Annotated in this window: 22 protein-coding genes; 6 read left to right on the top strand and 16 right to left on the bottom strand. The window is 40.3% G+C overall.

What is annotated here, in order from left to right; all coding sequences use genetic code 11:
• Window positions 1-8: 8 nt before the first annotated feature.
• Complete coding sequence (locus tag L2747_RS01005; RefSeq protein ID WP_248997266.1) at window positions 9-545, bottom strand: glycine cleavage system transcriptional repressor; 537 nt, start codon at window positions 543-545, stop codon at window positions 9-11.
• Between the two features lie 239 nt (window positions 546-784).
• Between L2747_RS01005 and dapA the strand changes: the two genes are divergently transcribed.
• The 4 genes from dapA to L2747_RS00985 all read left to right on the top strand — a co-directional run bounded on the left by dapA (window position 785) and on the right by L2747_RS00985 (window position 7,315).
• A complete protein-coding gene (gene dapA / locus L2747_RS01000; RefSeq protein ID WP_248997265.1) occupies window positions 785-1,669 on the top strand; it encodes a 4-hydroxy-tetrahydrodipicolinate synthase in 885 nt (294 codons plus the stop codon).
• Between the two features lie 3 nt (window positions 1,670-1,672).
• Window positions 1,673-2,770, top strand: coding sequence for an NlpB/DapX family lipoprotein (bamC, locus tag L2747_RS00995; protein ID WP_248997264.1), 1,098 nt, complete (start codon window positions 1,673-1,675; stop codon window positions 2,768-2,770).
• Between the two features lie 373 nt (window positions 2,771-3,143).
• Window positions 3,144-4,226 (top strand): efflux RND transporter periplasmic adaptor subunit, encoded by a 1,083-nt coding sequence (locus L2747_RS00990; RefSeq protein WP_248997263.1) that lies wholly within the window; start codon window positions 3,144-3,146, stop codon window positions 4,224-4,226.
• Window positions 4,223-7,315 (top strand): efflux RND transporter permease subunit, encoded by a 3,093-nt coding sequence (locus L2747_RS00985; protein WP_248997262.1) that lies wholly within the window; start codon window positions 4,223-4,225, stop codon window positions 7,313-7,315. Before L2747_RS00990 ends, L2747_RS00985 begins: the two co-directional genes overlap by 4 nt.
• A 142-nt stretch (window positions 7,316-7,457) precedes the next feature.
• Here the strand turns inward: L2747_RS00985 and L2747_RS00980 are convergent, their stop codons facing one another.
• The 14 genes from L2747_RS00980 to L2747_RS00915 form a co-directional block, all read right to left on the bottom strand.
• Window positions 7,458-7,643, bottom strand: coding sequence for a DUF2897 family protein (locus L2747_RS00980; RefSeq protein WP_248997261.1), 186 nt, complete (start codon window positions 7,641-7,643; stop codon window positions 7,458-7,460).
• Window positions 7,644-7,663: 20 nt separating this feature from the next.
• The gene (gene kdsB, locus L2747_RS00975) at window positions 7,664-8,401 is read right to left on the bottom strand and encodes a 3-deoxy-manno-octulosonate cytidylyltransferase (protein WP_248997260.1); all 738 of its coding nucleotides are present in this window, start codon (window positions 8,399-8,401) and stop codon (window positions 7,664-7,666) included.
• Window positions 8,402-8,469: 68 nt separating this feature from the next.
• A complete protein-coding gene (gene kdnB / locus L2747_RS00970; RefSeq protein ID WP_248997259.1) occupies window positions 8,470-9,540 on the bottom strand; it encodes a 3-deoxy-alpha-D-manno-octulosonate 8-oxidase KdnB in 1,071 nt (356 codons plus the stop codon).
• Window positions 9,541-9,618: 78 nt separating this feature from the next.
• Entirely contained in the window at window positions 9,619-10,803 is a 1,185-nt protein-coding gene (gene kdnA / locus L2747_RS00965; protein WP_248997258.1) for an 8-amino-3,8-dideoxy-alpha-D-manno-octulosonate transaminase KdnA, read from the bottom strand.
• Between the two features lie 195 nt (window positions 10,804-10,998).
• Window positions 10,999-11,616: a carbonate dehydratase gene (gene can / locus L2747_RS00960; protein WP_248997257.1), complete on the bottom strand. Its 618-nt coding sequence runs from the start codon at window positions 11,614-11,616 to the stop codon at window positions 10,999-11,001.
• A gap of 476 nt (window positions 11,617-12,092) precedes the next feature.
• Window positions 12,093-12,926, bottom strand: a complete 834-nt coding sequence (locus tag L2747_RS00955; RefSeq protein ID WP_248997256.1) for an alpha/beta fold hydrolase — start codon at window positions 12,924-12,926, stop codon at window positions 12,093-12,095.
• A 71-nt stretch (window positions 12,927-12,997) separates the two neighbouring features.
• Window positions 12,998-13,678 (bottom strand): M15 family metallopeptidase, encoded by a 681-nt coding sequence (locus tag L2747_RS00950; protein ID WP_248997255.1) that lies wholly within the window; start codon window positions 13,676-13,678, stop codon window positions 12,998-13,000.
• Window positions 13,669-14,814, bottom strand: a complete 1,146-nt coding sequence (gene dapE, locus L2747_RS00945; protein ID WP_248997254.1) for a succinyl-diaminopimelate desuccinylase — start codon at window positions 14,812-14,814, stop codon at window positions 13,669-13,671. Before dapE ends, L2747_RS00950 begins: the two co-directional genes overlap by 10 nt.
• The gene (locus tag L2747_RS00940) at window positions 14,811-15,155 is read right to left on the bottom strand and encodes an ArsC family reductase (RefSeq protein ID WP_248997253.1); all 345 of its coding nucleotides are present in this window, start codon (window positions 15,153-15,155) and stop codon (window positions 14,811-14,813) included. The genes dapE and L2747_RS00940 overlap by 4 nt, the downstream gene beginning before the upstream one ends.
• 420 nt (window positions 15,156-15,575) lie before the next feature.
• A complete protein-coding gene (gene crr, locus L2747_RS00935) occupies window positions 15,576-16,085 on the bottom strand; it encodes a PTS glucose transporter subunit IIA (protein ID WP_248997252.1) in 510 nt (169 codons plus the stop codon).
• A 54-nt stretch (window positions 16,086-16,139) separates the two neighbouring features.
• Window positions 16,140-17,846: a phosphoenolpyruvate--protein phosphotransferase gene (ptsP, locus tag L2747_RS00930; RefSeq protein WP_248997251.1), complete on the bottom strand. Its 1,707-nt coding sequence runs from the start codon at window positions 17,844-17,846 to the stop codon at window positions 16,140-16,142.
• Window positions 17,847-17,856: 10 nt separating this feature from the next.
• Window positions 17,857-18,114: an HPr family phosphocarrier protein gene (locus L2747_RS00925; protein WP_248997250.1), complete on the bottom strand. Its 258-nt coding sequence runs from the start codon at window positions 18,112-18,114 to the stop codon at window positions 17,857-17,859.
• Window positions 18,115-18,180: 66 nt separating this feature from the next.
• Entirely contained in the window at window positions 18,181-18,567 is a 387-nt protein-coding gene (locus tag L2747_RS00920; RefSeq protein ID WP_248997249.1) for an ACT domain-containing protein, read from the bottom strand.
• A gap of 127 nt (window positions 18,568-18,694) precedes the next feature.
• Complete coding sequence (locus tag L2747_RS00915; RefSeq protein WP_248997248.1) at window positions 18,695-20,335, bottom strand: methyl-accepting chemotaxis protein; 1,641 nt, start codon at window positions 20,333-20,335, stop codon at window positions 18,695-18,697.
• A gap of 332 nt (window positions 20,336-20,667) precedes the next feature.
• Between L2747_RS00915 and L2747_RS00910 the strand changes: the two genes are divergently transcribed.
• Window positions 20,668-21,369: a DUF3334 family protein gene (locus tag L2747_RS00910; RefSeq protein ID WP_248997247.1), complete on the top strand. Its 702-nt coding sequence runs from the start codon at window positions 20,668-20,670 to the stop codon at window positions 21,367-21,369.
• A 223-nt stretch (window positions 21,370-21,592) separates the two neighbouring features.
• Here the strand turns inward: L2747_RS00910 and L2747_RS00905 are convergent, their stop codons facing one another.
• The gene (locus L2747_RS00905) at window positions 21,593-22,234 is read right to left on the bottom strand and encodes a 3'-5' exonuclease (protein WP_248997246.1); all 642 of its coding nucleotides are present in this window, start codon (window positions 22,232-22,234) and stop codon (window positions 21,593-21,595) included.
• A 185-nt stretch (window positions 22,235-22,419) separates the two neighbouring features.
• Between L2747_RS00905 and L2747_RS00900 the strand changes: the two genes are divergently transcribed.
• A complete protein-coding gene (locus L2747_RS00900) occupies window positions 22,420-23,565 on the top strand; it encodes a ribosomal protein uL16 3-hydroxylase (RefSeq protein WP_248997245.1) in 1,146 nt (381 codons plus the stop codon).
• Window positions 23,566-23,587: the final 22 nt, after the last annotated feature.

The following is a 23,587-nucleotide window of genomic DNA, read 5'->3' as shown; positions in this document are numbered from 1 at the left end:
TTATGTGGTTAGCTTTCGACACCTTGCATGCGCTCGATTGTACATTCAAGCGTTAATTCAGTAGCCAATTCAAACACGCCAACTTCAAGTTTATCAACATCCACTTTCTCAGGTACGTTGATAGTCAAATTAATATTTTGTGTTGGATTACCATCTTTATCTTCTTCGGCATGTGACTTAACCGCAGCGATATCAAGTGAGCGTTCAGCCATGAATTGAGTTATTTTTTTCATGGTACCGCGTTGGTCTCGACCGCTAAATGTAATATCTAGGCGTGAAATGTAGTTTTGTGGAGTGTGTTTAGAAGTACGCTTCATCACCGTTAATAGCTCGAGTTCAACACTAAGGCTTGGTAACGAGGTTTCCATCTTAGTGATTGATGGCCATGATCCAGCAAGCATCATGATTAAGGTAAATTCATTACCAAATAGCGCCATGCGACTATCAACGATATCGCAGTCACACTCACTCGCGAGTCGTGCAAACTTACTCACAATACCTGGGCGGTCGGCGCCCATTGCAGTAACGACCAAGTGATTGGACATCTAGTACCCCATATTTTTATTGGTTTGATTAAAAAACCGTCATTTAAATAACGATTTCTAATTGCGGTTGCTAATGCTATCACAACTTGATCCGTTTGCGATCTCTGTCATTGTGATCCCCCCACTTATTTAATATGTTTCAACTTGATGATGAATATGCTGAAGTCTTGCGTTGTAGTGCTTGTTTTTAGTGGATTGCATCAGTACCATAGCCAGTCCTGAACCCTTGGGGAATACACATGATATACGGAAGCATCGTTGCCTTAATCACACCAATGAATAGTGATGGCACAGTAGATTATAAAAGTCTTGAAAGTTTAGTTGAGTACCATATTACCCAAGGTACAGATGCCATCGTTGCCGTTGGTACAACTGGAGAGTCAGCAACATTACCCCAAACAGAGCATATTAGTGTTGTTGAGCAAACGGTGAAGTTTGCCGCTGGTCGCATTCCTATTATTGGTGGTAATGGCGCCAACGCGACAGCAGAGGCTATCGAGTTAACAAAAGGTTTATCGAAAGTTGGTGTCGCAGCAATGTTAGGCGTAACACCTTATTACAACAAGCCAACGCCAAAAGGCTTGATTGCGCACTATACTGCGGTGGCTCAAAGTACTGATGTACCACAGATACTATACAACGTACCAGGCCGTACTGCTGTTGATATGTTACCTGAGACTGTTGCTCAACTTGTTGATGTTAAAAATATTATCGGCGTAAAAGAGGCGACGGGTGATTTATCTCGCGTACAAGAGTTGCGTCGTTTGTGTGGTGATGACTTTATGCTTTACAGTGGCGATGATGCGACTGCAAGAGAGTTTTTATCACTAGGTGGAAACGGTGTTATTTCTGTTGCTAATAATATTGTACCAAAACAGTTTAAAGCTATGTGCGCTGCAGCATTAGCAGGTGACGTTTCGGCTGCATTAAATGCAGAAGAATCAATCAAAGGCTTATTTAGTACGCTGTTTTGCGAAGCAAATCCAATTCCAGTGAAATGGGCCGCCCATCGTATGGGTCTTATCAGTAATAATGAAATTCGTTTACCTTTAACTGAACTTTCTACTGAGTTTCATGGTCTGTTGCTAGAAGCGATGAAAAATGCCCGAATAGAGGTTAAATAATAAATGCTAAAGCAAATATCTCCACTGATTTTAGTTGCAGCCGTTACGGCATGTAGCACTCCGATTGATAGAAGACAGGCAAATGACACAGATCAAAACTATCAAGATTTGACTGTTGCACCTGAACTTATCATTCCAGCGGGTTTAAATAAGCCAACTTACAGTAAAGAATTTGATATTCCTGACGTAGGCGCTAAAGCAAATCAGGAGCTCGTGGGAGCAACTCTCGATATACGTCCACCTTTGCAAGTTTTGCCTATGGCAGAAGGTACGCGTGTTGAAGAAGGCAGCGAAAACATCAAAATTGTTGTTGAGTCTATTGATACTGAGATTGATCTAAAAGAAGAAATGTTCGATGTATTAAAAGAATACTTTGCTGACAAATCAATTTCATTGCGTAGTGAAGACTATGAGAAAGGAACACTTGAGACTGATTGGATTGAAAATGATGAAGTCATTGAATCAAGTCTTTGGGGTAGCGACAAGGTGTACAAACTAAAGCAGCGCTATTTGTATACTGTTGATGTCCGTCCGCACGGCCGTAGTGGCAATTTAACGATTGACTTGATCGACCATGAAGAAAGTTATGATGGTGATTTACAAGACATTCTATTAAGTGGTGAAGACAAGCGTCGTTATACCATTGATAGACTGAATGACTCTATTAGTTACATCAGTATTGAGCGTGCTAAAGCGTTGAAAGCTAAGCGTCTTAAGCAAAGTTTAGGTATCGATGTAAACTTGATAACTGAAGCTGAAGAAACGGCTTATTGGTTAGCTGATGCTAAGTTCAAGCGCACTTGGGACCGCTTACGTATCGTACTGCCTGAGATGGGCTTTGAAATAATCGATATGGACAGTAACAAAGGATTATTGTACATCAATGTAACAGATGACTCTGGCTTCTGGAGCTCTTTGTGGAGCGAGAAAGAATTACCTATCGAAGCTGGCTCCTACCGTATTGAACTAAAAGATGCTGCTGACGATAAAACAGAGATCCACTTATTAAATGCTGAAAACGAGCCGCTATCGAGCGAGGTTGTTACAGCTATTTATGAAGGTTTCTCGGAGCTTATGCAAGAAGATCGTAAGGTTCGTTAAGCTAATCTACATATCTGTTTAAGAAGGAGCCTTGGGCTCCTTTTTTATTTTGTGTCGCCTAATATTTACCTCAGTAACTTACTCTTTCTATTTTTTATTAGCTCAAGAGGCTTATGCATTATGAGAGATACAAAATGATGCTAAATGTTTGCGCTTAAGTTTTGTGACCTATTTTGTCCACAGTCATTTGATTTATAGAAAAGTAGCATCTTGCTAAGTTAGTGAATTAGATTTTAGTCCCCTGCAAGTTTGTTTTAGCAAATTGCTCTAGTGTGACTGAGATGTGTCATTTGTAAGAAAAAGTAAAACGTATTGAAGCAAAGTTATGTCTAGGTAAACTAACGACAATTAAAAGTAGTTTATGAAGGCATTCATGAGAAAAATAATAATAATTGTCATTATACTCCTCATTGCAGGAGGATATTTTTATACTCAACAATCTCCAGTTAAACAGGCTAAAAAGTCTAGGCCTATTCCTAATGTAGTGGTAACAAAAGCTTCAATGGAACCGATTCGTGACGAAGTCGAGGCTCTTGGTACTAGTAAAGCCAATGAATCTATTACCGTTACGCCGAAAGTCACTGATGTGGTTACTCTTGTTAATTTCAGCGATGGTGACTTGGTTAATCAAGGCCGCTTGTTAGTACAGTTACAAGATAGCGAACAACGTGCACGGGTAACTGTAGCCAAGGTTAAAGTCAAAGATCATCAACGAGAACTTGAACGTATTCGAACCCTAGTAACTAGCCAAACAATTGCAGAGTTAGAGCGAGATCGTTTACAAACCTTGATTGATACGGCAAAAGCAGAGCTTGCTCAAGCTCAATCCGCATTAAGCGATAGACGCATTGCAGCGCCTTTCTCTGGCGCTTTAGGGTTACGACAAGTGAGTGTTGGTGCTCTTGTCTCTCCAGGTAATGCAATTACTACTTTAGATGATATCTCTGTCATTAAATTGGACTTTTCTGTTCCGGAGCGATTTTTGCAAGCATTAGCTTTAGAAAAAAAAGTAGAAGCATCCGCAGTGGCATTTGATGGCGAAGTGTTCGAAGGCAAAGTTGTGTCGATCGATAGCCGCATTAATCCAAAAACCCGAGCGGTTATCGTACGCGCTGAAATACCTAACCCTAAACAGCGTTTATTGCCGGGGATGTTGATGAAAGTAAAGTTAATTAAAACAAGCCGAGATGCATTGATCTTGCCTGAATCAGCCATTATCCCTATTCAAGATAGGCATTATGTTTATTGGGTCAATGATGAAGGTGTTGTTGAACAAAAGCAGGTGACTTTAGGATTACGTAAACGTGGTTGGGTTGAGATTACTGACGGCGTAGAGTTAAACGAGCAAATTATTATTCGCGGAATATTAAAAGTGCGACCTGGTGACAAAGTTAAAGTGACTTTTAGTGAGCGATTTAGTTTTCTTAAGCAGGCAAGTGTGGAGCCTGTTGTATGATTTTAACTGATCTTTCGGTAAAGCGTCCGGTATTCGCTTCAGTTATCAGTATTTTATTGATTGTATTTGGTCTTGTGGCATTCGAAAAACTGCCATTGAGAGAATATCCCAATATAGACCCGCCAGTGGTTTCCATCCAAACCAACTATCGTGGTGCTAGCGCTGCAGTGGTTGAAAGCCGCATTACTCAACTAGTCGAAGACAGGATAAGTGGTGTAGAAGGGATTAAACACATTAGCTCATCGAGCAGTGATGGACGCTCGAATGTCACCTTAGAATTTGATGTTGGCCGGGATATTGAAGCGGCTGCAAACGATGTGCGCGATCGTGTATCAGGTTTATTGAACAATCTACCTGAAGAAGCGGATCCACCAGAAGTACAGAAGGCTAATGGTGGTGATGAGGTGATCATGTGGCTAAATTTGGTATCAGATCAAATGACCACATTGCAACTCACCGATTACGCAAGACGCTACTTAATCGACAGATTCTCGGTAATTGATGGCGTTGCCAATATGCGTCTAGGTGGCGGCAAAGTGTATGCAATGCGTGTGTGGATTGACAGACAAGCTTTAGCTGCTCGAAACTTAACCGTAGCTGATATTGAGTCAGCACTTCGCTCTGAGAACGTCGAGCTTCCAGCCGGTAGCGTAGAGTCTAAAGAGCGTCATTTTACCGTCCGTTTAGAGCGTAGCTTTAAAACCTCTGATGATTTTGCCAATTTGGTTTTAGCTGAAGGGGATGATGGATATCTCATAAAATTGGGTGATGTAGCGAAAGTAGAGATTGGTTCAGAAGAGGAACGTATTACTTTTAGAGGTAACCGTGAATCTATGATTGGCTTGGGGGTATCTAAGCAATCAACCGCTAATACACTGGATGTTGCTCGTGCTGCAAATAAGCTCGTTGATCAAATTAATCCAACACTTCCTGCTGGAATGGAAATTAAACGTTCATATGACAGCTCAGTGTTCATTGAGGCGTCCGTTAAAGAGGTATACCAAACCCTGTTTATTGCCATGTTCTTAGTGATTGTGGTGATTTACCTGTTCCTTGGCAGTGTGCGAGCAATGTTGATCCCAGCATTAACGGTTCCTGTATCATTAATGGCTACCTTTATTGTGTTATTTGCCTTGGGTTACACGATTAACCTATTGACGTTACTTGCGATGATTTTGGCTATCGGCATGGTGGTAGACGATGCCATTGTGGTGCTTGAAAATATTCATCGAAGGATAGAGGAGGGGGATTCTCCTTTAAAGGCTGCTTACCTAGGATCTCGTGAAGTTGCATTTGCTGTTGTTGCGACCACTTTAGTCTTGGTAGCAGTATTTATGCCGATTACATTTTTAGAAGGTGATTTAGGTAAACTATTTAAAGAGTTCGCTGTAGCCATGAGCGCCGCGGTTATTTTTTCTAGTATTGTTGCTTTGACACTGAGCCCGATGATGTGCTCGAAAGTGTTAAAGCCGTCTTCACAAGATCCTTGGCTAGTCAGAAAAATTGATACTGGAATGGAAAAACTGTCTCATGGTTATCGGCAGGTTTTACGCAGGGCGATGCGACATCCTTACTTGGTGTCTTCACTTATCTTGATTGCTTTAGTGAGTAGCGCATTCTTGGCGAAAGAAGTACCGCAAGAATTTGCCCCTCGTGAAGATCGTGGCTCTATGTTTTTAATCGTTAACGGGCCTCAAGGGGCAAGCTTTGAGTATATCGAGTCTTATATGGACGAGATTGAAAACCGCTTAATGCCACTTGTAGAAGCAGGAGAAATTAAACGTTTACTTATACGTGCGCCAAGAGGCTTTGGTCGCAGTGCCAATTTCTCTAATGGTATGGCGATTATTGTATTAGAGGATTGGGCGGTTAGACGTAGCGCTTTTGAAATTATTGGTGATATAAGAGGGCGCTTATCAGATCTGGCAGGTGTGCGTGCTTTTCCTGTAATGCGCCAAGCCTTTGGCCGAGGTGTTGGTAAACCTGTGCAGTTTGTACTTGGCGGACCAAGCTATGAAGAGCTCGCAAGGTGGCGCGATACTATAATTGAAAAAGCTAAAGAAAACCCCAACCTCGTTGGCTTAGATCATGATTATAATGAGACTAAACCACAACTACGTGTGGTAATAGATAAGGATAGAGCTTCTGATCTAGGCGTATCTATATCTCATATCGGGCGTACGCTTGAGTCAATGCTCGGCTCACGTCTAGTGACCACATTTATGCGTGATGGTGAAGAATATGATGTGATTATTGAAGGGAATCGTGAAAATCAAAATACGGCAACGGATCTTGAAAATATCTATGTGCGATCGGATAGAAGTAAGGAGTTAATTCCGTTATCTAACTTGGTGCATGTGGAAGAGTTTGCCGATGCTAGCCAGTTAAATCGTTACAATCGAATGCGTGCAATTACCATTGAAGCGAATTTAGCTGATGGTTACAGCTTGGGGGAGGCACTCGATTACTTAAATGATTTAACACATGAATACCTGCCTGCTGAGGCAATAGTGAGCTACAAAGGTCAATCTTTGGATTATCAAGATTCAGGTAATTCAATGTACTTTGTGTTTATTTTAGCGTTAGGCATAGTATTTTTAGTTCTGGCGGCACAATTTGAAAGCTATATTCATCCGATGGTGATTATGCTAACAGTGCCTTTGGCAACGTTAGGGGCGCTTATTGGTCTTTGGGCAACAGGGCAAACACTTAATATTTATAGCCAAATTGGTATCATTATGCTGGTGGGACTTGCTGCCAAAAACGGCATTTTGATAGTCGAGTTTGCTAATCAGTTAAGGGATAAAGGGGTAGAGTTTAAACAAGCGATTATTCAAGCATCTAGTCAACGCTTAAGACCTATTCTAATGACGGGGATCACAACGGCAGCAGGAGCGATTCCTTTAGTGTTAGCTGAAGGTGCGGGGGCCGAAACGCGTTTTGTAATCGGTGTCGTTGTATTATCGGGTATTACTCTTGCGACATTTTTTACCTTGTTTGTTATCCCAGTTGCTTACTCGCTACTTGCTAAAAACTCAGGCTCTCCTGAGATGATTGCGAAGCAACTTGAAAAAGAGTTGGCTGAATAAGAGAAAGTATAGGGTATGAGGCTGCTATGCCCTTTATATCATTCTTATTTAAGTTTTCCCTGTTTTCCAAAAATAAAAAAAGGCGCTCAAAGCGCCTTTTTTATTAAATTAGGTGTGAATATGCCACCTAAACTCATTAATTCTAAGCCTGTTTGTCATCACTAGTGTTGTCATTTTCTTTGGTATCATCTGTAGACGATTCACCCTTTTGATCTTTTTTACCAAATTGGGTCATTTTAAATTTGGCACTGTATTTTAAAACAGCCAGGTTGCTGGCAATAATACCGACAACTAATAAAATTAATAATCCAACTTCTAGATCTGACATTAGATTGCTCGCCTTATTATTTAATTCGCTAAAAGTCTTGCTTCACAGATGCGGATATCTTCTGGTGTATCAACTTCTGGGAAATCAAACGCACTAATTGCGACTTTGATTTTATACCCATATTCTAATGCCCGAAGTTGTTCTAACTTTTCTAATTCTTCTAAACGGCCTAAAGGTAACTTAGCAAATGTTTGAATAAACTTACGCGTATATGCATAAATCCCGATATGTTTGTAGACTGGGTAGTCACTAGTATCGCGGCCAAATGGAATGCGGGCACGGGAAAAATATAGAGCGTTATGGTCATTATCAAATACCATTTTTACATGATTAGGGTCGTTTAGCTGACCTTCGTCCGTAATTTGAACTCCTAAGGTTGCCATATCAAATTGGCCTTTATGGCGCTCGCATAAGTTAACGAGCTGTTCAATCACAATTGGATCAATTAACGGTTGATCTCCTTGTAGATTAATAACTAAATCATCGTCAGCTAGTCCCAATATAGAAATTGCTTCATCGATACGGTCGGTACCTGAGGCTGCATCTGAACCTGTCATAACCACTTTGCCGCCAAAACCTTCAACAGCACTTTTAATGCGCTCATCATCAGTAGCAACATAGATGTCGTTAAGCCCTTTTGCTAAAGCTGCACGCTCGTAGACATGCTGGATCATCGGCTTACCGTTGATAGGGGCCAATGGCTTGCCTGGAAAACGGCTTGAACCGTATCGAGCAGGGATTAATAAGGTTACATTCATTCAATTTACCTACTTTAAAAGTATTCTGGACCCTTAAATTAGAGTCCAGATTTGCTTACGCTAGATTTTTAGATTCGACGAAATAGCGTAGTCAGCATTTCGTCGGTGACTTTAGCTTCCCAGCCTTCACCATACACATTGTCCCACAATGGACCCATGCTTTTAGTGACGGCAACCATCTTGGCGATAGTTTCATCGGGAAGATCTTTACAGATATTCTTTGGCAGAACAATATTGTGCTTATCCATCATCCTACGGAATTCAGCCACACCTTCTGGATAGAAGTCTTCCAGTACATCAAATGCTAAACAATTACCGATACCGTGGTGGTAGCCTAAAACATAACCCAAACCATAAGACACTGCATGACATGCACCTACTTGACTATAGGCGATACTCATTCCCCCCATATAGGAGGCCATCATGAGTTTGTCATCTTTCTCGATATGATCGTCTATGAAGACTTCACGGCAAAGTGCCATCGATTTCTCGGCAAAAGCTTTTGCAAATTCATTTAAATACGTACCTTCTAATGATTCTACACAATGGATATAGCAATCCATGCCTGTGTAAAACCATTGGTCTGTAGGTACTCCTGTGATAAGTTCAGAATCCATTAATATCTGATCAAACACTGTATAATCGGAGTTTAAACCAAGCTTACGCACTGGGCCACAAAGTACGGCGGTGCGAGAGGCTTCTGCGCCAGTACCTGACACCGTCGGGATCCCAATGTGATGTACTGCAGGATTATTAATCAAATCCCACCCTTGGTATTCAGCACTTCCGCCTGGGTTGGTTAGCATTAGCGATACCGCTTTTGCTAGGTCCAATGTTGACCCGCCGCCGAGGCCTATAACACTGACGGGCAGTTTACTATTAAACGCTTGTACTTGCTCGGTTAATGTATCAACTTGTTTTGTCGTTGGTTCATCATCCACGTTGACATAAATAAGTAAATCATGTGTCTTAGCTGGAATACGATGGCTTAGAGGTTTTTTCTGATGGACATCATCAACCAAAAACACAACAAAATCGTTTTCTACTTTACGTTCTTCAGCCAACACTTCATCGAGTTGGGCAAATGAACCACGACCAAAAATCATTTTTGGTACACACTTGAAATTCTTAAAACTCATTAGGACATACTCCTTTGTGCCTTTCGTTTAATTTTGTCATCGTCTGATGCATATACCTGCGATGGTTAGTGTTCGATCCTAAGCAAAAGCACGTTTGATATTCTCAATACGTTGCTTAATATCAGCTTCAGTCCATGAAAGCTTGATTAGCATAGAGATAGTACGACTCATTATCGCATCTGACTTGGGGACAGCAACTTTTGTATAATCAGGTTTATCTTTGATTAAAGTGATTGGCAAAGCCGCTGGGGACTTAAGTTGCTGGATATGTTGCCAATTTGCAAGATAATGCCAATTATTTATATACCAGTAAAAACAACCATCAACTCCATTTTCAGCAAGTTTTTTATTGATCTCAATGGTGCGTTCTTCACTTGGCATGAAGAAAGTTAAAAATCCTGCAGAGTCACCTTCAACGTCAGGAATTTCACGGAAAGTAATTTCGGCTATTTCTGACATTGCTTCTTTTATTTGGTTTTTGTTACGGCGCTGAATGTCGATAATTTTATCGAGTTTGCGTAGCTGCGCTAACCCCATAGCAGAATTCATTTCTGATATACGGAAATTTAATCCCATAATAGGGTGATCTTCAGCTCCACGGTCACTACCCACATGGTCATGACCATGATCTGAGAACATATGTGCGTGGTTATAAATATCTTCATTATTGGTAATTACTGCACCACCTTCACCACAGGTAATGGTTTTTACTGAATCAAATGAATAACAACCCACATCGCCGATGGTACCTAATGCTTGGCCTTTGTAACTGCCACCAATTGCCTGACAAGCATCTTCTAAGATAATTAAATTATGTTTAGCGCAAACAGTTCTAATTTCATCCATTTTGGCCATAGAACCACACATATGAACAAGGTTAATAGCTTTAGTTTTTGGGGTAATAACAGCCTCGATCCCTTCAGGAGATAAACAAAGCGTTTCATCTATTTCCGCAAAAATGGGTACTGCACCGGCCATAAATACTGCTTCAACAGAAGCGACAAAAGTAAAAGGCGGTACGATTACTTCATCACCAGCACCAATTCCTGCAGCCGCCATAGCAGTTTGCAGAGCTGCTGTACCACTAGATACTAAGTGTGCGTGCTTTACGTTCATTTTTTCGCAAAGCAATGCCTCCATTTCACGAGTTTTCCAGCGGTCATTACGTATATGATCAAAGTTATAACGGAAGGTAAAACCACTTTCCATTACATCCGCGACTTCTTGTTTTTCTTCAGGACCAAATAATTCAAAACCAGGCATGGATATTTCCTTAGTATTCAATGTGCAGAATTGCGCTCAAAATAAATACCGGATTATAACTGGGATAGTGTAATAACTGCGAGAAATCTTACTATTTTTCTTCTATTTACTAACATTTTAGGAACATAAATACTAAAAAGGGTATTCTTGCAAAATAGCAAGAATACCCTTTTAAAATATCACTGTGCTTACTGATTATTGTTGTTCTTTCGTTGCCATTTCATTGTCAACTGTGACATCTAAATCTGAAAGAAGACCGTTCTCGACGCTGTATATCCAACCGTGAACGGCGACTTCTTGGCCACGTGCCCAAGCATCTTGAACTATCGTGGTGCTCGTAACGTTAGCGACTTGTTCCATTACGTTTAGTTCGCATAAACGATCGAAACGTTCATCTTCATCCATACTTTCTAAGTCGCGTTTATGAAGGCGATAAATGTCACGAATGTGTCCAAGCCAATTGTCGATAAGGCCTAACCTATCTGTGCCCATTGAGGCTTTTATACCGCCACAGCCATAATGGCCAACAACCATAATATGTTTAACCTTCAGTACTTCAACTGCATACTGCAATACTGATAAACAGTTAAGGTCTGTGTGGATCACCATATTAGCGATATTACGGTGAACGAAAACTTCACCTGGCATCAAATCGATAATTTGGTTCGATGGAACGCGGCTATCGGAACAACCAATCCACAAATATTCTGGGTTTTGCTGTTTAGCAAGTTGTTCAAAAAATTTAGGATCTTCTTCTAAAATCCTACCTGCCCAGCGGCGATTATTATCAAAAAGCGGTTTTAGTAGTTTCATTCTGCTCTTATTTATTCATCAGTTAAGATTAACTTGTAGCTAAGCCAGTTTAACACCGTTAACTAGCCTTGCTGGTCTACTCAGTAGTATAGGAACGTAATCTTAAACATTTGTTAAAAGTGTGTTCAATTGCTCTCGCATGCTGCCGTAATGTTATTGCGTTGGTGAGGAATTGATATTTCGTCAAGTGCTACTTTTGAAACGTAGCCTTATGTAGGACTTAACTACTGCCACCTACCAGAGGTGTTGTAACCCAAACATCAATTCCCTGCTTTTGCAGAGTAGGCTTCATGTGCATGTAGTAGAAAATACCTAAAAATTTATGTTGCTACAGAATACGTCTTTTATTCTATATAAGTTCATTATATAAACGACTTTTGCCAATATTTCGAGAGCAATAAGCTACCCATAACGCTAAGAATGTGTAACTTATTGCTGCTAAATTCTTCAGCATGACGACATAATTTGTGCTGGCTCTACAAGCTTGATAAGAACTCAGACAATCGATGGTTAATAAAATCAGCTTGTTCAAGCGTTGAGATGTGACCGCACTGTGGAATATGCACATATTGACTGCCATCAATTGCATCATGCATTAGATAACCTTCTAATACGCTGCGGGCTTTGTCTTCAACTCCTGTCATAATTAAGCAAGGAAGAGTAAATTGCTCAACATCATCCATGGTATCTCTGCGACCAAAGATCATTTTACCGAGTTGGTACACAGAATCGATATTACTGTTATTAAAGTGGTTTAACTTGTGTTTAAAAAGAGCAATAAGCTCTGGTTGTGGTTCATTCGCAAAAAATAATGGTGTAACAGCTTGAGCTATTTTGTCAGAAACGATTTGTTCAGCTTTTATCACATCAAGCATTGCGTAATATTTGTCCCGAGTGATTTCCGGTTCATAACCAATAAAACTGCCAAGCATGACTAAGCTGTTAACTCTAGATGGTGCTAATAGTGTTAGCTCTGCTCCCCACATTGCGCCGACAGAAAGACCAATAACAGAAAACGACTGGACTTTAAGGCTATCCATTAAGCTAAGCATATGCGCTGCAATATGTTTTAGATTACGGCAACTTTTTGGAACGTCACCTGAAAAACCATGACCCCAAAGATCGGGAACAATACAGCGGTAATGTTGACTTAAATGGGCTATTTGTGGCGCCCACATGTCACTATCCCACAAGTAACTGTGGCCCATTAGCAAAACAGGACCTTGACCCACATCGAGATAGCTTAGGAGGCTGCCTTCAATTTCGATTTGGTGTCTATTTTCTGTAAATGGTTGGCTAAGGTTCGTCATGTTCTATTTGTCTCAAAAAATGCATTTAGATAGATAAAAAGTAAAGTGTTCGCAGGTTAATATAATGGCAACTAGCTTTTTGGTATTGGAGCGACTCTGTAAACATATTCAGCAGTAAGCTTGTCAATTTGAGCAAGTATCGGTTCGCGTAATTTAACCGTTGATGATTTTAATATATCGCTAACGGCGTTAATATCGAAATCGCGTAAGTATGCTTCTGCAATAGGGAAATAGCTTAAATGCCAAGCCTCAGGGCTTACGCCGCTTAAACCTAGCTGAAAAGGCCGATAAAACCCATATTTTTGGGCGTTGCCGTCTAACCACTGGCTGAGTTTGAAACAAGGACCACCCAGTGCATACTCTTCGGAAACTAACTGTAAATTTTGCTTATTTATCATATTGCCATCAAAAACATCGATATCTGTTCCCCAGTGATGTCTTGATAGGCCGGGGATTGCCGACCAAATAAGAATAGCATCAATCAATTCTTTTGATGTTAGTTTTTCGATATTAAGTGGCTTAGAGTTGTTATCTAAGACGGCTCTTTTTCCAGTGGCTTTAGCATTCCAAATCAGCATTTGCCTGTCAAAATTTCGAAAGCCTGAACAGATCTGCAGATCAATCTCATCTGCTAATGCAGCTTGCTGCAAAGATGCAAAGGCTACAGCGGTATTTGCTTCTAATTGATGGCCTAGGTAGTCAACCAGATGTTGCTCGTCTAGGCCGTATAAATGGGAATTATTTATTGGCAAAGCAGGTTTTCCAATATCGCTTCATAACAGTCTGTGAGCAACTCAAGATCGGACACTTTGACGCACTCATTAACTTTGTGAATGGTAGCATTTACCGGACCAAGCTCTATGACCTGTGCGCCTGTTGGTGCAATAAAACGACCATCAGAGGTACCACCTGAAGTTTGAGGATCTGTATCTGTGCCTGTGACTTGTTTAATCGCTGCTTTGGTCGCTGCCAATAATGGACCATCACCGGTTAAGAAAGGCAAACCGTTAAATACCCAATCGATATCATAGTCTAAGCCATGTGCATCTAAGATATTTAGTACACGTTGAATTAATACTTCTGCAGTCACTTCAGTGGAATAACGAAAGTTAAACATCACTTCAAGAGCACCAGGGATCACATTTGAAGCACCTGTGCCGCCGTTGATATTCGCAATTTGAAAACTAGTAGGCGGGAAAAATTCGTTACCATTATCCCACTTCATTTTTGCTAGCTCATCTAGCGCAGGGGCGGCATTATGAATAGGGTTATCGGCAAGGTGAGGGTAAGCAACGTGACCTTGAATTCCTTTAACGGTTAAATTACCTGTTAAGCTGCCCCTACGGCCATTTTTAACGATATCACCAAGCTTATGGGTTGAAGAGGGCTCTCCAACTAAAGACCAAGTTATTTTTTCATTACGGGCTTCAAGCGTATCAATAACACGCGTAGTACCATTGATAAATGGACCTTCTTCATCACTGGTAATAAGAAATGCAATAGAACCTTGATGATCGGGATGTTTAGTTACAAAACGCTCGGTCGCCACCAGCATTGCGGCTAAAGATCCTTTCATGTCTGCGGCGCCACGCCCATGCAGGTAATCATCGATTACGACGGGATCAAATGGTGGTGTATGCCAACGGTTTAAGTCTCCAACAGGTACGACGTCTGTATGACCAGCAAAACAAAATACCGGAGACTTGTTGCCTCTGCGAGCCCACATGTTAGTTGTATCTTCAAACACCATAGATTCGATTTCAAAGTCGACTGCAGCTAAGCGTGAAGCCATTAGTTGTTGGCAGCCTTCATCAAGAGGGGTCACTGATGGGCGAGAAATCAATTCTTTCGCTAAATGGAGTACATCGGAATCAGATAACGGGCTCATAGATTGAACCAGTTTTGGTAATCAGTTTCTTTAAATCCAACTTGAACTTGTCCATCTTTCACTAATACCGGTCGCTTAATTAATGTTGGATAAAGTGCCATTAAAGCAATGGCTTTTTTTTCATTAATGTCACTTTTTTCGGTGTCAGTTAAGTTTCTAAAACTGGTGCTGCGTTTGTTAAATAATGCTTCCCAGCCAACGATACTAGCCCATTGCTCAATTTGTTCTGTTGCGAGTCCATCTTCACGAAAATCATGGAAAGCGACGTCGAGTTGATTAGCTGCTAGCCATTTACGTGCTTTACGAACTGTATCGCAATTTTTTATTCCGAAAAGTGTCAAAAGGGTACTCCGCTTTCTTTTTATATGTTGCTGGCATTGTGTCATTGGTTTTGTTTCTGCTCAAGGTCCAATTGTAGCGATCTTAGCGATGATGAGTGTTATTCAAGAGATTTATAGCGGACTTAGCCTGTTTGTAAAAAAGTGTTTAATTTTAACCTGCAAAGTTAACAATTATATTCAGAGATATTGATGTTTTTATTTACAGCACTATTCGTCAACTTCAAGTTTAAAGTCATTTTTTATCGAGTTTTAAATCATTTAGGATATAAGAAAGAGTGGGGTAATTGAGTTATCAAACCTGCCTGATAGGTTCTGAGGCAAGGCATGATGGCCAGCAAAAGATAGTAGTTAATCGGACATGCTTACCTCGATAAGGCATATCCGACTCAATGATCTCAGCTTACTTTCTTTGGTTTTACGCTACAGTTTGACAGAAAAAATAATATCTTTACCGGCTTCGAGGTTTCCCTCTTTTTTATCGATACCTTGAATATCTTCCATATTAGCGATTAAGACTGGCGTGAGTAAGCTATCGGTATGTTGTTTCAAATAATCAATATCGAACTCAAGAATTACATCGCCCATTTTGACTTCTTGGCCTTCTTCAGCTAAACGTTTAAAACCGTTACCTCTTAGTTCTACAGTACCAATACCAAAGTGAACAAAAATCTCTAAGCCTTGATTAGATTCAATGCTAAAAGCGTGGTTTGTTTCGAAGATTTTACCTATGGTGCCATCAATTGGTGCTTTAATTAGTTGGCCTTTAGGCTCAATGGCTAAGCCATCACCCACAATTTTTTCAGAAAAGACTGGGTCTGGTACTTTCTCAATGGCGACAATTTTTCCTGAAACAGGAGCGTACACGTTTACTACACCTGCGATTTCAGTTTGTCCTGAGATCAGGCGTCTAATACGGCTAAGAAATCCCATTAAATGGCCCCTTTAGAATTATATTTATTCTTAGTAAACATCATGGTCCTATCTTTATTTGTCTTGACCATAAATGTAAAGGTTTAACTCTTCGATTCTTGTTAATTTTAATCCATGTTTAGCAATGGCTAAACATGTTTGATATTGAATGTTGCGCAAAGCAGACTTTACTTCCAACAACGCACAGGGATTGACGCTGAGTTCGTCTATTCCCATACCAACTAATAGCGGTGCAACTTTTGGGTCGCTTGCTAACTCCCCACATAGTGAAACACTAACATTATATTTCTTCGCAAGTGTTATCGTTGCATTAACAAGGGTTAATACGGCAGGGCTTAATGATGGATATTGACCCGTTAATGCTGGATTAGTTCTATCTGCAGCCATTGTGTATTGAGTTAAGTCATTGGTACCTATACTAATAAAATCAAGGCGAGTTAACATTGATTCTAGATTTAGTACTGCTGCGGGGGTTTCAACTACGATGCCATAGCTTAGTTCACCAAATCCTTTTTCTTCATCTAACAAGCTTATTTTACATTCTTCTATGTAATCAAATAAAACGTCAAGCTCTTCAATTTGATTGATCATAGGAAACATTAATCTTATTGGGCCATGATTTGCTGCACGTAAAATGGCTTTGACTTGTGTTTTAAAAAGCTCTGGGTTGGCCAAACTGTAACGGATCCCACGTAAACCCAATGCTGGGTTGTCTTCGATGATTGTTGGTAGGCAAGGTATCTCTTTATCTGCGCCGACATCTAATGTTCGAATGGTGAAGACTTTTCCTGCCATAAGATGAAGTGAATCGCAGTAAAAGTGATACTGAGTTTTCTCATCTGGCAAGGTTTGGGTGTTCATTAGCATAAATTCGGTTCTAAATAATCCAATTCCATCAGCACCGACATCTGCTAGGTGACTAATTTCATTTAGACTGCCAACATTGGCTAGTAATGATATTTGATGGCCATCTAATGTCTGTACAGGTAAATCTTTCAGAGTGAGCAACTGCTGTTTTCGCTGTTCATCTAGCCGTTTGAGCTCACTGAGCTGATTACGAACCTCTGTGAGTGGTGCGATAAAGACTTGTCCTTGCATGCCATCAAGTACGATTTCTGTACCATTAGCAATTTCAGCTGTGTCATATTGGCAACTTAATAGTGCAGGGATCCCGGCACTGCGAGCTAAAATAGCTGTGTGACTGGTCATTCCGCCGGTTTCAAGCACTAACCCGGTTATATGCCTTCGCGGTAACATGGCAAACTCTGCGGGTGTCAAATCATGGGCAAAAATGATGGTATCTTCTTTTAACTGACTTAAATCTAAATGTTGCGCCCCGTTCAGCCGAGCAATTAAGCGGCTTGCTAAGGACAGCACATCTTGAGCTCGATTAGCCAAATATGGGTCTTCTAATTGGGCAAGTTCCGATGCTTGATGGGAAAAAATACGTTCAATCGCAACAGCCGCACTGATTTGCAGCTTAGAGATGGTATCTGCGATCTCCTCAACTAGATCCTCATCTTCTAGAATCATTAAATCTGCTTCAATGAGTTCAAAATGTTCTGACTCTTGCTCTAATTGTTTCAAGCATTGGTTTAAATAAAGCTTTTGCTGATTAAAAGCCTTTTCTAAGGCCTTTTTTTCATCAGCAATATCGGATTGTGGAATGAGTCGGTAATCGATTTTTTGCTGATGCAGATTAAGGTGCAATGCTTGCCCAAATGCGATACCTGATGAAACCACAACCCCGGTGACAGACATATTATGCCCCTTAACTTAATGTAATGAGTAATTCAGACACTTCTTCGATGGCTTGTTTTGCTTGTTCACCTTTTGCAATAACCTTTACGGTAACACCATGGTTGAGCCCTAGTGTTTGTAATTTAAACAGGCTTTTCGCACTGGCTTGCTTGCCGTCACACTCAACAATGATATCACAGTCAAACGACTTAGCTTTTTTGACTAAAAGGGCAGCAGGCCGAGTATGAATACCATGCTTGGCTGTTATGGTTACTGTTTTTTCATGCATACTAATGTCGCTCTTTAGTCGATAGGTACACTTTGTAGATTACAGGTAAATCTATGAATAATTATACTAATAATCAATGATTTGGTAGTTTTTCTTTTTCAAGGCTTTGGTCGCGGCATTTAATGTATCGTTTTTAACCAAAATGTAATCGGTATCAAAGGTCGATATAGCGAAGATACTGATTTTTTCATCTGCAAGTGTGCCTGAGACATTTGCTAAGATTCCAGTCATGGAAAATCCTAGAGGGCCTAGGACTTCAAGGCAGCGCCAGTTATCTTCTTGTTCGATGCTATTTATTGATAGAGCTGAGGGGATAACAACAGAAATTTCATCTTTGGTTTTTCCGATAAAATACATTGGTTGTTTGAAGACTTCAGCGGCGATATGGCTATCAGGTAATAAACTATGGATAGTATAAAGCGCCGGATGGACAGCTAATGTCATGCGAGCCATAAGATCTATTCACTCCTTCAAAATCCCTTAAGTGAATTTAGCTTATCACAGTTTATTTATACAGGGAGGGCAATTACACCTCCCATGCCTATAGATTTTATATTCGTCTTTAATGCCGTTATTTGGCTCAATTGACTTTAAACTGGCCTAGTGTTTGCGCACAATCTTTACTGATTTTTTGCAAAGAGATTGCCGCGTTATGATTGCTTTCATTAGCTTTTACTGAGACTTCAGTTAATTCAGTAATAGTGCAAACGTTACGATTTATCTCTTCTGTTACTATCGATTGCTCTTCAGTTGCACTCGCTAGTTGGGTATTCATATCGCTAATGTGAGCAACAAGTTTTAGTATGTCTGTCAGTGCATCGCTTACTTCACTTGCCTGAGATTGTACTTCTTGAGATTGAGTTTGATTTTGCTCATTACTGGCTACAACAAGGTTTACGCCTGATTGAATATCTTTAATGATGTTTTGAATTTCGTTAGTCGAGTCTTGCGTCCGATTTGCAAGAGCTCGGACTTCATCTGCGACGACTGCAAAGCCTCTACCATGAGCCCCAGCTCTTGCCGCCTCGATTGCAGCGTTTAGCGCGAGTAAGTTTGTTTGATCTGCAATTCCTCTAATCACCTCTAAGATGTTACCGATCTGCGAAGATGACTGGCCTAAAGCTTGTGTTACTTTTTGGGCGTTTTTTAGTTCATCAGCAAGATGTTGAGTATTATCAAGAGTCGCATTCATCATTGTCATGCTTTGTTCTGCTTGGCTTTTTACACTGTTGGCTGCATCGGCGGCTTGGTTAGTGTTGTTAGCCATCTCTTGCGTTGTCGATAACATTTGGTTGATAGCAGTCGCCACGCTTGCAGTTTCACGATGTAAGTGTTCAACACTTACATTTGACTCTCCTGCGGCATTAAGGAGTCGCTGGGCATCATTATCTAAGTTTTTTCCCATAGGTTGAAGTTCAGCAACCATGTCTCTGATTTTAATAACGAATAGATTGAAGGCTTTAGCAAGATCGGCGACTTCATCCTTGCCTGTTGTGGGCAATTTTTGAGTAAGATCTCCTTCGCCATGCGCAATATCTCGCATGGCAGCAATTGCTTCTTTTAATGGAGCCGTAATCGAAATATTTAATACAAGAAAAAATAAAAAAATAGGGATAGAAATCATAAGCATAATAACGAGGTAATCAAAGGCCATTGAGTACATGACCTCTTTTACATCACTCATATTACTGCCGGTAATTATTGACCAGCCCCAGTTTTGATACTGCTTTACTTCTACAAGTTTAGCTTCCAGTTTACCTGTGGCAGGGTTAGGAAAGTTAATTTCAGCTTTAGCAGACTCTTGGACTTTGGCTTTATCGATAAGCATGCCAAGATTGACGGCATCATTAGTATTAAATAATACGCTTGCTTTGCTTGATACTGAGCTTTGGTCTGCACCATTGGCAATAACTATTCCATCGCGATCTAATACGATAAAGTAACCGTCGTTATTAAAATGAATTTGATTGAACAGGTGGATTGCTGCGGACTTAGCTTCAGATAATGTAATAATATTACTATCAGAGAGTTGCTTATTGGCATCGATTAAACCAATAGCTGTACTTATTTGAGCGTCGTTCTGCTGCCATTTTTGCTCAACTAAATTATTGTATTGTTCATTAATGGAGAAGCTAGCGAAACATACAGTACCTATGGCTGCCAGCATGAGCATTAGTATTAGGCGTTGTAGAATTGTAAATTGTCTTAGTAGCGCTATCATATTAGGTTCTTTTGGCAACAAATACATGGCTTAACCCTACCTTTTTAAAGGTTATACATAAACAATAACTTTATGTTTATTTTTAAAATGTTAACTCAATCTATAGTTGCTGAGTTGATAGCTCTGTCATTGAGCAGATGATTATTCTATTACAAGTTAACTGATATTTTATTCGCCACATAAGATGCTAAAGTTTCACCTCCTCCAGACGTATAACCTTGTTTGAATATATGGGATGTTGCAAGGGGGATACTAATTACCTTGGCTATTTTACTATGTTTTATTAATTGCTTAGGGCAGTATGGTAGCAATATTTTCAAAAGGTTATTTATATGCAAAGCACTGTGTCTGTTACAACTGACGATATTTTGTTGAAGTTATGCCACTCTGTGTCACACGTGTTATCTAATACTACTCATAGCCAAATCACCCATGCAGGTATGGTGCAGTCGATTACTAAAACCTGTTTAAAACCAGATCTTGGCTGTTTCTCAATTTTTGATGGTGGATTTTCTGGTCTCGTTGTTATTAATTTTTCAGCACCTTCAGCCTTAGAGATCTATCGTGAATATATGCTTAATATGGGCATGCCCGAGGCTGAATTAGCTATTTCCCACACCTCAGATGAGGTTGCTAATGTTATGGGTGAATTGATGAACCAGATTTTGGGTGATTTCATCAATAAGATCAGCAAAGAACTTCAAACGAGCATTAGTCAAAGCCAACCGAAAATGTTAACGATAAATAAAGAGTTAACGATTTCTGTAGACACTAATTTAGATGAAGGCGTAGCGCGAAGAGTTTCGTTTAAGACACAAAGTAATCACGTTTTTTATCTTGAATTTGCGATGGATAAAACCGAATTTATCAAATTAAGCGAGTTTGAAAGTGACGACGAGTTTGATTTAGATGAGTTACTTGCCGAGCATGGACAGTTACTGGCATCTGATGCGAAAGACAAAAAAGATCACAAAGTAGCAGTGACTCAACAAAATACTGATGCGGATGATCTATTAAGTGAATTAGGTTTGTAACAATAGGTTCATTTTTTGGTTTATAGATAGCTATCTGTTTTAGCCATATTTTGCTATTTGGTAGAGTTAATTTAACCGTTTGTTACTTGTATTTACGTTATCGGTTTTAAATACTCGCTGAGGGTAAGTACGTTGTTGTCTCTCTCCGTTTTATGCCTACAAGCTACTAATCGGAAAATATTCAATCCAGATGTTTAATGTATCTGGATTGATGAGAAACTTGCTATCGCTGCTTGCTTAAATAGTTATTTACATTGGCTTTACTTTGTTTCGCAATAGCTTGCAGTAAACCAAAGTTAGGTTGAGCGATTTGAAAATCTTGCTGTAAATCTTCAAGCATGGTCAACCACAAATCGGCTGTCATTTCACTATCGGCTAATGCTCGGTGAAAAACGCCATCATGCTGAATATTTTTATATTCAATTAAGCTGCCTAACTTATGGTTCGGCGCTTGCTGATAAAGTCTACGTGCAATGAGCATCGAACAAGCAAATTGCCCTGAATAGTTGCAATGTATTCGATTCAGCTCTGCATCTAAAAAACGTTGATCAAATGATGCGTTATGGGCAACCAAATTGTAGTCACCAATAAAGTCAGCAAACTCACTCATCACGGTTTCGCATGACTGAGCATCTAGCAACATCTCATTACTGATCCCCGTATAGTTTTCAATAAATCCGCTAACTCTAAAGCCTGGGTTCATAAGCTGTTGAAACGTATCAATCACTTTGCCATCTTTTAGCATGACGGCACCAATTTCAATGGCTCTATCACCTTGGGTTGGTGATAAACCTGTAGTTTCAAAGTCGAGTACAATTACCGTGTCGGCGGGGCGTGATAGCGTTGAGTGAGTAGTTTGAGTCAATTTTTTGGGTCAATAGTTTATTTGTCCGATATTGTATTGATCCACCTATAACAGTCAATCAAATTACCTTGCTTATAGTTCTTCCTCCTCATTGCTGCACACAATAAGCATGTTTCATGATCTGACCCAGATTTTTTTTGTCATTTATTTGCTAGGATCGCGTCAAATTTTAGTGAGTTAATAATATGCAATTAGATATCAATGGCTTAACGCCTGAGCAGTTTCTTAATGAATACTGGCAAAAAAAACCATTAGTGATCCGTCAAGGATTTAAAAACTTTCAAGACTTGCTAACACCCGATGAAATGGCTGGCCTTGCTTGTGAAGAGATGGTTGAGTCTCGCCGAGTGTACCGTGATAAAGGTGACTGGCAGGCAGAGTTTGGTCCATTTGAATCTTACGATCACCTTGGTGAAAATGACTGGACCTTGATTGTTCAAGCATTAAATAACTGGGTACCAGAAGCGGAAGATCTGCTTAAGTGTTTTGACTTTATTCCACGCTGGCGTTTAGATGACGTAATGGTGAGCTACGCAGTACCTGGTGGCGGAGTCGGACCACACATAGACCTTTATGACGTATTTATTTGCCAAGGTTCTGGTCGCCGCCGCTGGCGCGTTGGGGATTTAGGTCCACATAAAGAGTTTGCCGCACACCCAGCGCTATTGCATACCGAAGCTTTTGAGCCAATTATCGATGTTGAATTACTGCCGGGTGATATTTTATATCTACCGCCAGGGTTCCCACATGATGGCGTCACGCTTGAACCGTCAATGAGTTTTTCTGTGGGCTATCGTACAGCATCGACTAAAGATATGGTCAGTGCATTAGCTGACCATTTGATTGATAAGGATCTCGGGGCAAGTCAAATTTCTGATCCAGATCGTGGCCTTAGCCAACATTCTGGTTTAGTTGATGAAAGTGATTTAGCGCGTATTAAACAGCAATTAGTAGATACGCTAGATGACGAACTTGTCAGCGAATTTAGTGGCCGCTATTTAACTCAATCTAAGTGCGAATTGGATTTGCCTGAGGTTACTCTCGATTTTCAAGCTGAAGATATTGCTGACATTATTAGCGAACAGCCTCTAGTCCGTTTAGGCGGTCTGCGTTGTTTATACTTTGCGAGTAGCCTTGATTCGGGCGTGATGTATATCAATGGTGAACAAGCTAAGTTTAGCCAAGGTAAAACGACCTTGATCCAAGCCTTATGTGATCAACAAACTTTATCGCAAGCTGATTTAGCCGATTGGTTTGACGACCAAGAGGTTATGGATACTATCGCTGCGTGGGTTAATGCGGGTTATTGGTATTTTGAAGAGGTAGAATAATACGGTTTTATCGAATAGATAA

Source organism: Shewanella marinintestina, from assembly GCF_023283845.1.
Lineage (GTDB): Bacteria > Pseudomonadota > Gammaproteobacteria > Enterobacterales > Shewanellaceae > Shewanella > Shewanella marinintestina.
Note: the sequence above shows the minus strand (reverse complement) of the source record. Positions and strands in the feature narration are given on the sequence as shown.

Bases quoted from the DNA above. Each gene is read 5' to 3' on its own strand.
- L2747_RS01005 (WP_248997266.1), bottom strand. From the start codon at position 545: ATGTCCAATCACTTGGTCGTTACTGCAATGGGCGCCGACCGCCCAGGT.
- dapA (WP_248997265.1), top strand. From the start codon at position 785: ATGATATACGGAAGCATCGTTGCCTTAATCACACCAATGAATAGTGAT.
- bamC (WP_248997264.1), top strand. From the start codon at position 1,673: ATGCTAAAGCAAATATCTCCACTGATTTTAGTTGCAGCCGTTACGGCA.
- L2747_RS00990 (WP_248997263.1), top strand. From the start codon at position 3,144: ATGAGAAAAATAATAATAATTGTCATTATACTCCTCATTGCAGGAGGA.
- L2747_RS00985 (WP_248997262.1), top strand. From the start codon at position 4,223: ATGATTTTAACTGATCTTTCGGTAAAGCGTCCGGTATTCGCTTCAGTT.
- L2747_RS00980 (WP_248997261.1), bottom strand. From the start codon at position 7,643: ATGTCAGATCTAGAAGTTGGATTATTAATTTTATTAGTTGTCGGTATT.
- kdsB (WP_248997260.1), bottom strand. From the start codon at position 8,401: ATGAATGTAACCTTATTAATCCCTGCTCGATACGGTTCAAGCCGTTTT.
- kdnB (WP_248997259.1), bottom strand. From the start codon at position 9,540: ATGAGTTTTAAGAATTTCAAGTGTGTACCAAAAATGATTTTTGGTCGT.
- kdnA (WP_248997258.1), bottom strand. From the start codon at position 10,803: ATGCCTGGTTTTGAATTATTTGGTCCTGAAGAAAAACAAGAAGTCGCG.
- can (WP_248997257.1), bottom strand. From the start codon at position 11,616: ATGAAACTACTAAAACCGCTTTTTGATAATAATCGCCGCTGGGCAGGT.
- L2747_RS00955 (WP_248997256.1), bottom strand. From the start codon at position 12,926: ATGACGAACCTTAGCCAACCATTTACAGAAAATAGACACCAAATCGAA.
- dapE (WP_248997254.1), bottom strand. From the start codon at position 14,814: ATGAGCCCGTTATCTGATTCCGATGTACTCCATTTAGCGAAAGAATTG.
- crr (WP_248997252.1), bottom strand. From the start codon at position 16,085: ATGGGATTTCTTAGCCGTATTAGACGCCTGATCTCAGGACAAACTGAA.
- ptsP (WP_248997251.1), bottom strand. From the start codon at position 17,846: ATGTCTGTCACCGGGGTTGTGGTTTCATCAGGTATCGCATTTGGGCAA.
- L2747_RS00925 (WP_248997250.1), bottom strand. From the start codon at position 18,114: ATGCATGAAAAAACAGTAACCATAACAGCCAAGCATGGTATTCATACT.
- L2747_RS00920 (WP_248997249.1), bottom strand. From the start codon at position 18,567: ATGGCTCGCATGACATTAGCTGTCCATCCGGCGCTTTATACTATCCAT.
- L2747_RS00915 (WP_248997248.1), bottom strand. From the start codon at position 20,335: ATGATAGCGCTACTAAGACAATTTACAATTCTACAACGCCTAATACTA.
- L2747_RS00910 (WP_248997247.1), top strand. From the start codon at position 20,668: ATGCAAAGCACTGTGTCTGTTACAACTGACGATATTTTGTTGAAGTTA.
- L2747_RS00900 (WP_248997245.1), top strand. From the start codon at position 22,420: ATGCAATTAGATATCAATGGCTTAACGCCTGAGCAGTTTCTTAATGAA.